We start from the raw sequence: 15,322 nt of genomic DNA on the forward strand, positions 1-15,322 counted from the left end.
TTTTAATTTCAAATTCTTAATTTCAAATTTTTAATTTCAAATGTTTTTGTGTCAAGACTTCTCCGAAGGGCATATGAATTCATTTAAAAACAATAAGAACTCATGAATAAAAATGAATGTAAAATTCTTTCTATCACTTTTTTATTCATAGCTTATTTATTTTAATTATCGGTATTCATATGCCCTAGGGGGAAGCTCATCCAAAAAAACATTTCCATTGCAATCTTTTCTAATCAGAAAAGGATTTTCTCTACAATCCCTAACGCAAATACAAATCAATATTTACATTAAAGGAACAATTTTTATAAATTACTTTGTAAGTAAGCAATCATTTTCTCAGCAACTTTTTCCGAAGATGCAGGATTTTGACCTGTAATTAATAAACCGTCTTCTACAACATGCACTCCCCAGTCTTCAGTTTTAGAGTAATGACCTCCTAATTTTTCTAATTCAGCCTGAACTAAGAATGGAACAACATCTGTTAATTGTACAGCATCTTCTTCAGAATTAGAAAAACCAGTTACATTTTTTCCTTTTACAAAAGGTTCTCCATTACTTAAAGTAATATTCTTGAAAACTCCTGGAGCATGACAAACAGCACCAACTGGCTTACCAGCATTATAGAAATCTAAAATCAATTGTTGAGAATGCACATCATTTGCTAAATCCCATAGTGGTCCATGACCTCCTGGATAGAAAATAGCATCGTAATCCTCAGCTTTTTCATTAGCTAATACATGTGTATTTGCAATTAAAGCTTGAACATTTTCGTCTTTATTGTAACGCTCTGTAGCTTCTGTTTGTGCAGCTTCTGTTTCGCTATTAGGATCTATAGGAGCTTGTCCTCCTTTAGGTGTAGCAATAGTAACTTCGTGTCCAGCATCTACAAATTTGTAGTAAGGAGCAGCAAATTCTTCTACCCAAAATCCTGTTTTATGTCCTGTATTTCCCAATTCATCATGAGAAGTAACAACAAATAATATTTTCATAATTTTAATTATTTAAATTCAACAATAAATTCTTCGTTTGGTAGTCTAACTTTTTTCATAGATCCAATCCAGTCTAATTCAGGATCGGCAACACCAACATACATTAAAGATACACTTTTAAGACCTAACTCGTCTAATTTTAAAACTTTATCTACAATAGCGTTATCAAAACCTTCTACAGGAGTAGTATCAACTTTTAACTCAGCAGCTTGTGCTAATGCAAGCCCTAATGCAATATAAGTTTGACGAGCAGTATGTGCAAAATTTTCCTCTGCTGATGCATTCAAGTAAATACCTTTTATTTTATCTGTATAACTTCCGAAACGACCTCTTGGCAATCCTCTTTCATCTGTAGTAAAATCATATACTTTATCAATTCTTTCTGCTGTATAGTTGTCCCAAGCAGCAAAAATAATTACATGTGAACAATCTCTCATACATTCAGGATTAAGAGCTCCTTTTACCAATTGATTTTTTAAATCTTGGTTCTCTACAACTAATACTTTAAAAGGTTGTAATCCAGATGAAGTAGGTGCTAGTCTAGCAGCTTCTACAATTTTATCAATTTTATCTTGACTAACTTTTTGCGATGGATTGTATGCTTTTACTGCATGTCTCCAATTTAAATCTTCTATTAATGACATTTTTTTAATTATTTCGTTAAAAACACAAACAACATAGCAATTAAAGCAGGAATACCTTGTAAAAAAAATATTTTTTTACCAGAGGTTATACCTCCAAAAATACCTGCAACAGTAATACATCCTAAAAAGAATAGACGAATATTACAACTCCATTCATGATTTTCTATAAGAAAAGACCAAATAAGTCCTGCAATCAAAAAACCGTTATATAAACCTTGATTAGCAGCTAATGCTTTCGTAGGAGTAAATAAATCTTTTGGTAAAGATTTAAATGTTTTTTTACCTGCTGTTTCCCAAGCAAACATTTCCATCCAAAGAATGTAACAATGTTCAATTGCAACAACTGCGGTTAAAATACTTGCTATAATTTCCATATCATTTGTATTAATTTACAGAAACACTTAATATAACTTCAATATTTCCACGAGTTGCATTAGAATAAGGACATACTTTATGTGCCGTTTTAATAAGATTTTGAGCTTCTTCCATTGAAACACCTGGTATATTAGCATGTATCTCAGCTGCAAGACCATAACCTCCGCTTTCTAATTGTCCGATAGCTACTTTTACTGTAACGCTCGTTTCTCCTGTTTTTATTTTTTGCTGTTTGATCACCAAATTCAATGCACTATCAAAACAGGCAGAATATCCTGCTGCAAATAGCATTTCAGGGTTTAAAAAGTCATCATTTGCACCTCCTAATGCTTTTGGAGTACGTACTTGCATATCTAAAACACCGTTTTCACTTTTTACTTGTCCGCTTCTACCTCCCGTAGCTGTAGCCTGAGTTTCATATAATTTTTTCATTGTTGTTTGTTTAAAATTTTATTTGCTATTTTTTTTAATTGTTTAAGCTCATCTACAGATATCGCCATTGATTCTAACAATTTTTCTGGAATATCTTTGACTTTCTCTTTCAAAGCACTTCCTTTTTTGGTCAAAGAAATTACTACAATGCGCTCATCTTCAACATTTCTACTTCTAACAACCATTTCTTTTTGCTCCATTCTTTTTAGTAAGGGTGTTAGTGTACCGCTGTCTAAGAAAAGTTTTTCACCTAATTGCCCTACTGTTTGCTGTTGTTCTTTCCATAAAACCATAAGCACTAAATACTGTGGATAGGTAATATCAAGTGGATCTAAATATAAACGGTACATGTTGATTATCTTTTTTGAAAGCGCATATATGGGAAAACAAAATTGATTATCTAGTTCTAGCGTATCTTTCATAGTTCATCAATATTAAATTACATAACAAAGTTACAAAATTATATTGTACAAAATATAATTTTGTAAAACATTAACAAATGTTTTATTAAAAATTACAATCTGTAAACATTAAGTAATACCTTTTATAATATTTAGAAATAGAATTTTATTAGTTTTTATTTTATTAAGGATAAATATTTTTCATATCCTTTAGCTTTCATTTCTTCTTTTGATATAAACTTTAATGATGCACTATTAATACAATATCTCAATCCTCCTTTATCTTTTGGGCCATCATCAAAAACATGACCTAAATGAGCATTACCAGTTTTACTTCTTACTTCAGTTCTTTTCATTCCAAAAGAATTATCATTTATTTCTTCAATAAGATTTTTACTGATTGGTTTTGAGAAACTTGGCCAGCCACAACCTGATTCAAATTTATCCGTTGACACAAAAAGAGGTTCACCAGTTGTTATGTCTACATAAATTCCTTCTCTAAATTCAGAATTATATTCATTTGAAAAAGGTTTTTCTGTTGCACCATTTTGTGTAACATCGTATTGCAAAGAAGTTAAATGTTTTTTAAGTTCACTTTGGCTTTCTTTGATATATTCTTTTTCTTGAATAGGATTTGCCTTACGAGCATCATCAAATAAACTTGGTGATATATGGCAATATCCTTTTGGATTTTTATTTAAATAATCTTGATGATAATTTTCTGCATCATAAAAATTATGTAAAGGCATATTTTCTACTACAATTTTTTGATTATAATTTTTTTCTAAATCTTTTAACTTCTGATCGATTAATTTAGAGTCAGTTGGGTTTGTATAATAAATTCCTGTTCTATATTGTGTCCCTAAGTCATTTCCTTGTTTGTCTAGACTCGTAGGATCTATTGTCTTAAAATACAAATCAATTAATAATCCTAGATCAACTATATCAGGATTATAAGTTACCTTGACAGTTTCAGCAAAACCAGTTTTACCTGTGATCACTTCTTTATAAGAAGGCTTTTCTATAGTTCCATTAGCATAACCTACAACTGTATTTGTAACCCCTCTGACCTGTTGAAAAAAATGTTCTGTTCCCCAAAAACATCCTCCTGCAAAATATATTTCATTTTCTGATGTGTTATTCATTTTCTGATGTTTATTTGATTTAACTAAATTATTTTTATGAGTTTTACAACTTATACTTGTTAGTATTATTCCTGTAATAATTAATGAGCTTATGATGAATAATTTTTTCATGATTTTTTATTTAAAGATTGAGCTAAAAGAGTGAAACCAAAGCCGAAGTAAGCTATATCTTTTAAAATGAAAAAATCTGTTACAGGAACTCCATCAACAAATTTCCAAATCCCGGGAGTTGTAAAAAGATAACTAAGAGTTGTTCCGAAAATAATAAGAATAGCTATTCCCGCATATTTTTTTAATGATTGATATTTTAAAGTTAAAACAACTAATAATGCTACAAGTAATTCAAATACACCAACTATATTAGATACTGTTTGATCACTAAATATTTTATAAAGCCAAAATGATAATGGGTGATTTTCAACTAGAGGCTTTATAGCTTGAGCTTCTGTTGGAGTAAACTTAAATATGCCTATCCACACTAAAAGTAATACTGTTCCAAATAGAGGTAAGTAATATCCTATTTTATAAAGATTTATAAAGGGTGAATTAATATTCAAATTATCTTTATGAATATGAACTAAATTTTTTGTTTCCATTTTTTAATAATTTTTATTGTATATACGATCTTTTATAATAGTAGTCGGATAAATAATTAAAACCTGACAAAAAAAATCTATTTTTTTTTGAAAGCTATTAATCTTTCTATAATTTTTACAAAAAAAACCATTGTAAATATATCATTTAAAATGGTTTGAGTTTTTTTATTGTTTTATGAATTTATCTTAAATTTCATTAAATATGTGATGTATTATAATTAAAATAAAAATTAATTTTAGACTATACTTTGGAAATTATTTAATAAATATTTTAGTCTTAAAAATAGCAGTTTAAAAATAAAATATTAATTATCTATATATTTTAATTTTTGATGATAAACATTCGTAATGTATTTACTCATGTTTACAATGAGTTTCTATTTTGGACTTTATTTTAGATTTTAGATCATCTACATTAATTAATTTTTCTTTTGAATTTTGTTTATTCAAAAGATTATCTATTAGCTTTACTTTTTTGTAGTAAGAAGCGCACCATTTACAACTATAAATATGTAAATTCAATCTCAAATTTTGAATTAATGAGATTTTTTTTGCATTTTTTTTCTCTATTTCAAATGTTATTTCATTACAAGGCATAATAACCCAATGAATAATTTTATTCCACATAAGTTAATTTTTAATTAGATAAATTAGATTCAATGCACTCTCTTAATTGTAATCTAGCTCTTTGAAGAATCTTCCATAAATTAGTCGATGTAATTCCTATTTCCTGACAAACAAGTTCTGTTTTTTTTTGTTTTAAATAGTATAGTTTTATAGGAATTAACCATTTATTAGGTAATTTTTCTAAACAATTTTCTAAATAGTTTTCTCTAATATTATTTTCATTTTCTGTCCAATCATTTAATATATTTTTATCAATCCAATTACCATTTTCATCAAAAAAATAATCTAATGTGATCTCATTTTTATTATTATATTTTTTTCTGTAAAAATCAGAAATTTTATTTTTCAAAATACTAATTAACCAAGTTTTTACAGAGCTATTCCATTGAAATTTTTCATAATTTTCAAAAGCTGAAATAAAAACATCTTGTACTAAATCTTCTGCATCTTCTTTGCTAGATATTAAATAGTTAGTTTTTTTTAATAGGTCCAATGTATAATCATCAATCCATTTTTGGATATTAATATTTTTATCTTTATTTATCATAGGTATATTTTTATAGAAAAGTAATATTTTATGTCATAGAAAAAAAAACTATAAAAAATGATTACTTTTTCTTATTGCAAAATTTCAAGTACTTTCTTCTAAAGTTGTAATAAATATAGAAAATTCTAAAGCTACATCAGATATTAATCCTTCTTATAATGATAATAAAACAATTGATAGTGTACTCTTCCCTTTGTTAGGTACATTCAAAAATAGAGTTTTTATTTAATAATTGATTATTTTTATTATAATTTTGTTTGAATGTAGGAAAATCTTGTTTTTTTTCATTATTTATTTTTCCATATTTCAACAAAAAATCTCTGGGAGTAAGGTATTGTAGCGCACTATGAGGTCGCTCATTATTATACATCCACATCCAAATTTCAGCATAATTTTTCATCTGTTTGATATTCTCAAAGAGATAAACGTTTAAAAATTCTGTTCGAAAAGTTCTGTTAAATCTTTCTACTAATGAGTTTTGTGTTGGTTTTCCTGGTTGAATATATTGTAGAACAATCTGATTTGATAGACACCAAATTTTTAATTTTTCTGCAATAAATTCTGGTCCATTATCTACTCTTATTTTATCAGGTTTTCCTCGCCATTCTACAAGTTGCTTTAGCTGTGAAATGACCTTTGATGAAGGTAAACTAGTGTCAATTGTAATGGTTAAAATTTCTCTATTAAAGTCATCTATAATATTCAAACTTCTTACTTTTTTACCACACTCTAAGGTGTCGTGCATAAAATCCATACTCCAAGTTACATTTGGGTAAATTGGTCGCAATAAAGGCTCTTTTACTCTTGCTGGAAGACGTTTTTTACGTTTACTTCTAAGATTTAATTTCAGAGAGGTATATATTCTGTAAACTCGTTTATGATTCCATCCAAATCCACGATTTCTCAGCCTGTGATACATCATCCAAAATCCCCATGTGTAGTGCTGCTCTGAAAGCAAAACTAATTCTTCCCTAATTTTATCATCCTCATTATTGGGTTTCTTTTTATAAAAATAAACCGAACTGGAAATGAGGAAAACTTTACACGCCTTACGAGTACTCATTGCGTATTGTGAGCTGCAATAAGTGACCAGTTCTCGTTTCTCAGAAGGCGTTAAAGCTTTTTTGAAATCACATCTTTCATCACAACATTTTCTAGCGTTAGTTCTGCTACAATCTTTTTGTACTGAGAGAGTTCTTTCTCCATTTCCTTCATTTTAGTGAGGTGTTGAACGTCCAATCCACCATATTTACTCTTCCAATTATAAAAAGTAGGTTGACTAATTCCATGATCACGACAAATTTCATTGACCGTTTTTCCAAAATTTTGTTCAGATAAGATCTTGATAATCTGAACTTCCGAATATTTACTGTTCTTCATAGTTTTATAAATTTATAAACTATAATTATAAATGACTCTAATTTTGGGGAAGCTTACAATGTACTATAAGTTCTATTAAAATGTATAAATTTTGATGCAGTATTTGTGCCAATTGTATTAGTTCTTGCTGCTTCTAAATTCAGATTGTAAGAGTTTGGTGTAAGATTCGCAGAAAAAAATCTGTAGGAAGTAATATTATTCATTTGAATATCTATTTTAATTATAGGTATTCATATGTCCTTCGGGGAAGCTCATCCAAAAAAACATTTGAAATTAAAAGGAGGAGCCATGGTATGGCTCAGGTATTCCTTTTCTTTATTTTCATTTCTTCCTTTCATTTTTTATTCATTTCCTGTTTATTTTAATTATTGGTATTCATATGCCCTTCGGGGAAGAGCATCCAAAAAAACGAAACAAAAAAAGATGCCGACAGTAGTCTCTCAATGATTCAACTTACTAAATTATTTCCATAAAGTTGGTAACTCGCTCCACTCAAACACTCCAACTTTTTTATTTCAATAATTTAGAGTTGAATCGCATTTCGATTCTAAATCGTCGGATTTTTTTAATTCCTTTTTCAATATTCAACTCCATTTATAACAACGAGTTCTAAAACCGTCATTGCTGAAGAGTCGAGCGTCAATTCGGCGTAGTGAGCGTTAACAATGATTTATGTTCGCATTTCTTATGCGAATGTTCTAAAGCATTTAGTGAGTAGTCGTTATTGACCGACTTGTAGGCACGGACTTGATTTTTTTGGTTCGCTTTGGATCAAGCCAAAATGAATATATAATCTTTTCTAACCACAATAGAAGCATAGGTTTTTGCTACGTTCTACGCTTGACGTAATACGTTTTCAAATAACAGCGAATTTTAGCTAGAATAACGGTATTAACAACCATTCAGTATTTCAATAAAGAAACATAAATAATCTCAAAATTAATCTAGTTCAATAATGCACTACGGGTTATATGTAGTTTTTTAAAGATATTGAAAATAATTGTTGTAAAGCATTTTTTAGTAAGGTATTTTGTACAATCAAAAAATGTTTCTATCTTTGAGATAACCACAGAAAAGAAATGCAAACAATTAAAGAAAATATTAAACCTTTATTTGTTGGAATGAATAAGCAAACTTCTGCTTTACTTTCCAAAATTGTATTTGCTCAATATTCACACTAGAATATTGCAGATTATTTGTTGACGAATCTCGTCATCTATATCCCTTTTCATCAAAATAACAAACAAAATACGATATGCCACTTTATCATCATTTGGGAGAATTCCCACAAAAGCGACATACGGTATTCCGAAAACCAAATGGAGAATTATATGCAGAAGAATTAGTTTCTACGCATGGATTTTCGAGTACGTATTCCAATGTTTACCACTGTTATCCACCAACTTTGGTAAAAGCGATTAGCGAACCTTATTCGGTAGAGCCAAAAATTGCTCGCGCAAAACATTTAAAACATACCTCTTTAAAAGGTTTCAAAGTAAAACCAACGAAAGATTATTTAGAATCTCGTGTGCCAGTTTTGGTAAACAATGATTTGCATATTTCATTGGCTGCGCCACAAGAATCGATGACTGATTATTTCTACAAAAATTCGATGGCGGATGAAGTAATTTTTATCCACGAAGGTTCTGGAATTTTAAAAACGGGTTATGGACAAATTGAATTTGAATATGGAGATTATTTAGTGATTCCACGCGGAATTATTTATCAACTTCATTTTAATGATTCTAATAACCGATTGTTTATTACAGAATCATTTAGCCCAGTTGAAACACCTCGTCGTTATCGCAATCATTTTGGACAATTAATGGAACATTCACCTTTTTGTGAGCGTGATATTAAACGTCCTCAAAATCTTGAAACCAATGATGAACACGGAGATTTTAAGATTATGATCAAAAAAGAAGGATTAATTTATCCGTATGTTTATGGAACTCATCCTTTTGATTTTGTAGGTTGGGATGGTTATCATTATCCATGGGCTTTTTCTATTCATAATTTCGAGCCAATTACAGGACGTATCCATCAGCCACCGCCTGTTCATCAAACTTTTGAAGGTGCAGGTTTTGTGATTTGTAGTTTTGTTCCACGTCTTTTCGATTATCATCCAAATGCGATTCCAGCTCCTTATAACCATAGTAATGTAGACTCTGATGAAATTTTATATTATGTTGATGGAGATTTTATGTCGAGAAAATCGGTTGAGAAAGGGCAAATTACATTACATCCGGCAGGAATTCCGCATGGTCCACATCCAGGTACAGTTGAAAAATCAATTGGAGCGAAAGAAACACACGAATTAGCGGTGATGATTGATCCTTTCAGACCATTGATGTTAACTGAACAAGCGTTAGAAATAGAAGATCCAGATTATTATAAATCTTGGCTTTATTAAGAGATTTTAATTTTGTTCTAAGTTCTAAGTTCTAAGTTCTAAGTTCGTTGTCATCTGAGCTTGTCGAAGAATCTAAGAAAAGATTTAATAAAAGTCATCGTGAACTTGATTGAAAATCAAATATTTTAAGTCAAGAGAAACTGAATAAATCATATACAGTAAAACTCAATACATTTTACATAATACAATAAAATAAAAAACACAATAAAATGAGTACACAAACATTTGCAGAAAAAATAGCATTAGCACAAGATTTTCTTCCAATCAATGGAACAGATTATATCGAATTTTATGTTGGTAATGCAAAACAATCTGCACATTATTACAAAACAGCTTTCGGATTTCAAGAAGTTGCATATGCTGGCCCAGAAACTGGAGTGAGAGATAGAGCTTCTTATGTTTTACAACAAGGGAAAATTCGTTTAGTTTTAACATCTGGCTTAAAATCAGATTCTCCAATTTGTCAACATGCAATGAAACATGGTGATGGAGTTAAAATTTTAGCACTTTGGGTAGATGATGCGTACGATGCTTTTGAGCAAACAACGAAACGTGGAGGAAAACCTTATATGGAACCAACTACGATTACAGATGAGTTTGGTGAAGTAAAAATGTCTGGAATTTATACATACGGAGAAACGATTCATATGTTTATTGAGCGTAAAAATTATGAAGGTCCTTTTATGCCTGGTTATGTGAAATCTGAATCAACATATCAACCAACAGATTGCGGTTTATTGTATGTGGATCATTGCGTTGGTAATGTAGGCTGGAATCGCATGAACGAGGCGGTAGCTTGGTATCAAGATGTAATGGGATTTGTAAATATTTTATCGTTTGATGATAAGCAAATCAATACAGAATATTCAGCATTAATGTCGAAAGTGATGAGTAACGGAAATGGTTATTCAAAATTCCCTATTAATGAGCCTGCAGAAGGTCAAAAGAAATCTCAAGTTGAAGAATATTTAGATTTTTACGAAGGAGAAGGTGTGCAACATATTGCAGTTGCAACTAAGGATATTGTAAAAACTGTGACAGAACTTAAATCTCGCGGAGTTGAGTTTTTATCTGCGCCGCCAGAGGCTTATTACGATATGATTCCAGAGCGTGTTGGTGAAATTGATGAGGATATCAAGAAGTTACAAGATTTAGGAATTTTGGTTGATTGTGATGAAGAAGGTTATTTGTTACAAATTTTTACAAAACCAGTTGAAGATCGTCCAACATTATTCTACGAAATTATCGAGCGTCATGGAGCACAATCGTTTGGAGCAGGGAATTTCAAGGCATTGTTCGAAGCCTTAGAAAGAGAGCAAGAACGTCGAGGAAATTTATAAATAGATATTTTTTTAAAGCCATTGGATTATTTCTAATGGCTTTTTTCTTAATCAAATCTTAAGTTTTGTGTAAGGAGGTTTCAAATACATTTGTTCAATAAAATGAATGTGAAAATGAACCAAATTAAAACAAAAACGATAGTCATGAATTGTGTATTACTTTCAATATTTTCTATAAAAGGGAATGCACAAGATACAATTCAGCAAACTAAAACCGATTCTATTCAACTTGATTCTATTCCAAAGCAAATATTTAATCCAGAAGATAAAGTTTATCATTTCAACGCCAAAAAGTTGATTATTCCTGCGACTTTAATTACATATGGAAGTCTGAGTTTGGCAATTCCAGCATTGGATAATTTGAATAAATCTACTCAAAACGAAATTTTAGAAGATAAAACAAAAGGAAATAAATTTGATAATTATACACAATATTTACCTGCAGCAGCGGTTTATGGATTGAATTTGGCTGGCGTTCAAGGGAAACATAATTTACGAGATCGTACAATTATTTTTGCAACATCTCAAATCATCAATACAGGTTTGGTGATGGGGCTAAAACACACTGTACAAGAAGAAAGACCCGATGGTACAAACAATCTTTCTTTTCCTTCTGGACATACGGCGAATGCATTTTCTACGGCTCAATTTATGTTTCGAGAATATCAAGATTCTAATTTTTGGTTGAGTTTGGCTGGATATCCTTTGGCAGCTTTTACAGGTGTTTATCGTGTTATCAATAATCGCCATTGGGTTGGAGATGTTGTTGCTGGAGCGGGAATAGGGATTTTATCTACGGAATTGGCGTATTGGTTATTTCCTACGATTAACAATTGGTTTTCTCCAAAAAATAAAGAATCAAAAGTGGCGACAATGTTTTTTCCTGTGTATCAAAATAATCAAGCAGGAGTTGGTTTGGTGATGAGGTTTTAATAGGATTGAGTTTTGGATAATGTAATAGCTACACTAAAAAAGCAAAATTTCAATGAATATTTCAACTAACATTCATTAGTTTTTATAAAAAATCATTATCTTCAACGCTCAAAACTGCAAATAAATAAAATGAAGAATATAGAACTAACGATTCCAAAATTGGGAGAAAGTGTTGAGTCTGTACAATTAGTTCGTTTTACAAAAAACGTTGGCGATTTCATTCAAGAGGATGAGGTAATTGCCGAAGTTTCGACGGATAAAGTAGATTCTGATGTGCCTTCTACAACTGCTGGAAAGATTATTGAGTTTAGATTTAATGAAGGAGATGAAATAAAAATTGGAGAAGTTTTCGCTTTAATTGAGCTTTCAGAAAATCAACAACAATCAGCTCAAAAAACTGAAAATGTTGAAGAAAAAAAGATTGAAACTGTTACAATTTCACAAACTATAAATTCAATCGATACAAATCAATTTTTATCACCTTTGGTAAAAAGTATTATTCAAAAAGAAAATCTTCAATCAACTGATATTTCACAAATAAAAGGTTCTGGACGTGATGGAAGAATTTCGAAAAATGATGTAATGAATTATATTCAAAATAAACCATTTACAATTAATAATTTAAGTAATACTTTAAGTGAAAATAATCTAGTTTCAAGTTCTTCCTTTGGAGCGAAAGATGAAATCATTGAGATGGATAAAATGCGTCAATTGATTTCGAAACATATGAAAAAGAGTAAACAAACTTCGCCTCATGTGACGGCTTATGTAGAACCTGATGTGACGAATTTTGTGAAATGGCGCGAAGAAAATAAAGCTGCTTTTGAAGCAAAATACAAACAGAAATTAACGTTTACGCCGTTAATTGTAGATTGTGTTGTTCGGGCAATTAAAGATTTTCCAATGGTTAATGTATCAGTTGATGAAACTGAGACTAAAATAATCAAACACAATGAGATAAATATTGGAATTGCAACTGCTTTACCAAACAATAATTTGATTGTTCCTGTTATTCATCAAGCCAATGAATTGAATTTAGAAGGTTTAGCAAAAGGTGTAAATTCTATCGTAGATAAAGCGAGAAACAACAAACTTTCGCCAGATGATGTTCGTGGAGGAACGTTCACAATAAGTAATGTGGGGACTTTCGGTAATTTGATGGGAACGCCAATTATCAATCAACCTGAAGTTGCAATTTTAGCCACTGGTGTGATCAAGAAAAAACCTGCGGTTTTGGAAACTGAGTTCGGAGATATTATTGTGGCGAGGCAATTTATGTATTTGTCACTTTCGTTTGATCATCGTGTGATAGACGGATCTTTGGGAGGCGTTTTCTTGAAACGAATTTCAGATTACATGGAGAATTGGGATGTTAACACGCAAATTTAATCAGAATGGAAACCACATTATCAACAACAACATTACTTAAACAAGCATACGAATTATTGGTTACTGCAAAATCTTTAACCGAATTATACGAAGAAAATAAAGCTGTAACAAGCAAATATGTACATGCAACAGCGCGTGGACATGAAGCAATTCAAATTGCAACAGGATTACAATTATTACCGCAAGATTATTTAAGTGCATATTACCGAGACGATGCAATGTTACTATCAATCGGAATTACTCCTTACGAATTGATGTTGCAATTATTGGCAAAACGCGACGATATTTTTTCTGGAGGAAGAACCTATTATTCTCATCCAAGTTTGCGCCGTGATAATATGCCGAAAATTCCGCATCAAAGTAGTGCAACAGGAATGCAAGCGATTCCAACAACGGGAATTGCGATGGGAATGCAGTACAAAGAATTAGAAGGTCTTTGCAATGAAGAAGTAAAACCAATTGCAGTTTGTTCGTTAGGAGATGCGTCTTGTACGGAAGGCGAGGTGGCAGAAGCTTTCCAAATGGCAGCGTTGAAACAATTACCAATTTTATATTTGGTTCAAGATAATGAATGGGATATTTCGGCTTCGGCAGATGAAATTCGTGCACAAGATATCGCTCATTATGCAAAAGGTTTCAATGGTTTGGAAGTTTTTGTGGTTGATGGAACGGATTTTTTAGCTTCTTATGAAACGATTCAACGTGCAATTGAAATTATTCGTACAGAACGTCGTCCGATTTTGGTTCATGCAAAAGTTCCTTTATTGAATCATCATACATCTGGCGTTCGCAAAGAATGGTACAGAGATGATTTAGAGGAAGCACAATCTCGTGATCCTTACGATAAATTAAAATATACTTTATTAAATGAAGGTTTCGATGAAAATGATTTAATCGAAATTGAGAATAAGATAAAAGAACAAGTTCAGGCAGAATATCAAGAAGCATTAAAAGCAGAAGATCCACGTTCTGAAGATTTATATACGCATGTTTTTGCATCAACACCGATTAACGAAGAAAAAGGAAATCGTTCTCCAGAAGGAAAAGATAAAACAGTAATGGTAGATTCTGCATTATTTGCGATTCGTGAATTAATGGCAAAACATCCAGAAGCTTTATTATATGGACAAGATGTAGGATTGCGTTTAGGTGGAGTTTTTCGTGAAGCGGCAACTTTAGCAAAACAATATGGTAAAAATCGTGTATTTAATACACCAATTCAAGAAGCGTTTATAATCGGATCTACGGTTGGAATGTCTGCAGTTGGCTTAAAACCAATTGTTGAGGTGCAATTTGCAGATTATATTTGGCCAGGATTGAATCAATTGTTTACAGAAGTGGCACGTTCTAATTATTTATCAAACGGTAAATGGCCAGTTTCGATGATTTTACGTGTACCAATTGGTGCGTATGGAAGCGGAGGACCTTATCATTCAAGTTCAGTTGAAAGTGTTTTGACGAATATTAAAGGAATTAAAATTGCGTATCCATCTACTGGAGCGGATTTGAAAGGTTTGATGAAAGCAGCTTATTACGATCCAAATCCTGTGGTAATGCTAGAGCACAAAGGGTTGTATTGGAGTAAAATAAAAGGAACAGAAGATGCTGCGACAGTTGAGCCGGACGAAGATTATGTATTGCCTTTTGGTAAAGCACGTGAAGTTTTAACGGCTGAATCTTCTCAAAATCATAATTCTGTTTCGATTATTACATACGGAATGGGAGTGTATTGGGCAAAACAAGCGGCAAAGGATTTTCCTAATCAAGTCGAAATTATCGATTTAAGAACTTTAGTTCCGTTAGATGAAGAAACAATCTTTAATAGTGTAAAAAAACACAATCGTTGTATTGTTTTGACAGAAGAAGCGAAGCAAAACTCTTTTGCACAGAGTATTTCAGGCTTAATTAATGAAGAGTGTTTTGAGTACTTAGATGCACCAATTCGTGTGTTAGGAGCGCAAGATATGCCAGCAATTCCATTAAATTCGACTTTGGAAGCAGAGATGTTACCCAATGCTGAAAAATTAAAAACATTGATTAATAGTGTTTTATCTTATTAAAAAGGCAATAATTAATAAGAATTGTATTTTTTACACTAAAAAAACTAACAA

The 15,322-nt window shown here is 31.0% G+C and carries 15 protein-coding genes; 5 read left to right on the forward strand and 10 right to left on the reverse strand.

Going from position 1 to position 15,322, the window contains the following annotated elements; all coding sequences use genetic code 11:
* Positions 1–302: 302 nt before the first annotated feature.
* From B3R94_RS07600 to B3R94_RS07645, 10 genes are all read right to left on the reverse strand, one after another.
* The gene (locus tag B3R94_RS07600) at positions 303–989 is read right to left on the reverse strand and encodes a type 1 glutamine amidotransferase domain-containing protein (protein ID WP_291067436.1); all 687 of its coding nucleotides are present in this window, start codon (positions 987–989) and stop codon (positions 303–305) included.
* An 8-nt stretch (positions 990–997) separates the two neighbouring features.
* Entirely contained in the window at positions 998–1,633 is a 636-nt protein-coding gene (locus tag B3R94_RS07605; RefSeq protein ID WP_291099866.1) for a nitroreductase family protein, read from the reverse strand.
* Positions 1,634–1,641: 8 nt separating this feature from the next.
* Entirely contained in the window at positions 1,642–2,007 is a 366-nt protein-coding gene (locus B3R94_RS07610) for a DUF1304 domain-containing protein (protein WP_115000176.1), read from the reverse strand.
* A 10-nt stretch (positions 2,008–2,017) separates the two neighbouring features.
* Positions 2,018–2,440 (reverse strand): organic hydroperoxide resistance protein, encoded by a 423-nt coding sequence (locus B3R94_RS07615; RefSeq protein ID WP_291072251.1) that lies wholly within the window; start codon positions 2,438–2,440, stop codon positions 2,018–2,020.
* Complete coding sequence (locus B3R94_RS07620) at positions 2,437–2,862, reverse strand: MarR family winged helix-turn-helix transcriptional regulator (RefSeq protein ID WP_125350407.1); 426 nt, start codon at positions 2,860–2,862, stop codon at positions 2,437–2,439. Before B3R94_RS07620 ends, B3R94_RS07615 begins: the two co-directional genes overlap by 4 nt.
* Before the next feature lie 155 nt (positions 2,863–3,017).
* The gene (msrB, locus tag B3R94_RS07625) at positions 3,018–4,097 is read right to left on the reverse strand and encodes a peptide-methionine (R)-S-oxide reductase MsrB (protein ID WP_038330688.1); all 1,080 of its coding nucleotides are present in this window, start codon (positions 4,095–4,097) and stop codon (positions 3,018–3,020) included.
* Positions 4,094–4,582 (reverse strand): DUF417 family protein, encoded by a 489-nt coding sequence (locus B3R94_RS07630; RefSeq protein ID WP_084106820.1) that lies wholly within the window; start codon positions 4,580–4,582, stop codon positions 4,094–4,096. Before B3R94_RS07630 ends, msrB begins: the two co-directional genes overlap by 4 nt.
* Positions 4,583–5,219: 637 nt before the next feature.
* Positions 5,220–5,756, reverse strand: a complete 537-nt coding sequence (locus B3R94_RS07635; RefSeq protein ID WP_038337322.1) for a sigma-70 family RNA polymerase sigma factor — start codon at positions 5,754–5,756, stop codon at positions 5,220–5,222.
* A gap of 196 nt (positions 5,757–5,952) precedes the next feature.
* A complete protein-coding gene (locus B3R94_RS07640; RefSeq protein ID WP_114998210.1) occupies positions 5,953–6,849 on the reverse strand; it encodes an IS3 family transposase in 897 nt (298 codons plus the stop codon).
* A 20-nt stretch (positions 6,850–6,869) separates the two neighbouring features.
* Positions 6,870–7,136, reverse strand: a complete 267-nt coding sequence (locus B3R94_RS07645) for a transposase (protein ID WP_114998212.1) — start codon at positions 7,134–7,136, stop codon at positions 6,870–6,872.
* Positions 7,137–8,391: 1,255 nt separating this feature from the next.
* Between B3R94_RS07645 and B3R94_RS07650 the strand changes: the two genes are divergently transcribed.
* The 5 genes from B3R94_RS07650 to B3R94_RS07670 all read left to right on the forward strand — a co-directional run bounded on the left by B3R94_RS07650 (position 8,392) and on the right by B3R94_RS07670 (position 15,271).
* Entirely contained in the window at positions 8,392–9,549 is a 1,158-nt protein-coding gene (locus B3R94_RS07650; protein ID WP_115000332.1) for a homogentisate 1,2-dioxygenase, read from the forward strand.
* A gap of 209 nt (positions 9,550–9,758) precedes the next feature.
* A complete protein-coding gene (hppD, locus tag B3R94_RS07655) occupies positions 9,759–10,889 on the forward strand; it encodes a 4-hydroxyphenylpyruvate dioxygenase (protein WP_125350265.1) in 1,131 nt (376 codons plus the stop codon).
* Positions 10,890–11,033: 144 nt separating this feature from the next.
* Positions 11,034–11,822, forward strand: coding sequence for a phosphatase PAP2 family protein (locus B3R94_RS07660; RefSeq protein WP_260509578.1), 789 nt, complete (start codon positions 11,034–11,036; stop codon positions 11,820–11,822).
* 129 nt (positions 11,823–11,951) lie between these two features.
* Positions 11,952–13,211, forward strand: a complete 1,260-nt coding sequence (locus B3R94_RS07665) for a dihydrolipoamide acetyltransferase family protein (RefSeq protein ID WP_291099875.1) — start codon at positions 11,952–11,954, stop codon at positions 13,209–13,211.
* A gap of 5 nt (positions 13,212–13,216) precedes the next feature.
* Complete coding sequence (locus tag B3R94_RS07670; RefSeq protein WP_280037671.1) at positions 13,217–15,271, forward strand: alpha-ketoacid dehydrogenase subunit alpha/beta; 2,055 nt, start codon at positions 13,217–13,219, stop codon at positions 15,269–15,271.
* Positions 15,272–15,322 lie beyond the last annotated feature (51 nt).

Source organism: Empedobacter sp. UBA7611, assembly GCF_002484365.1.
Taxonomy (GTDB): domain Bacteria; phylum Bacteroidota; class Bacteroidia; order Flavobacteriales; family Weeksellaceae; genus Empedobacter; species Empedobacter falsenii_B.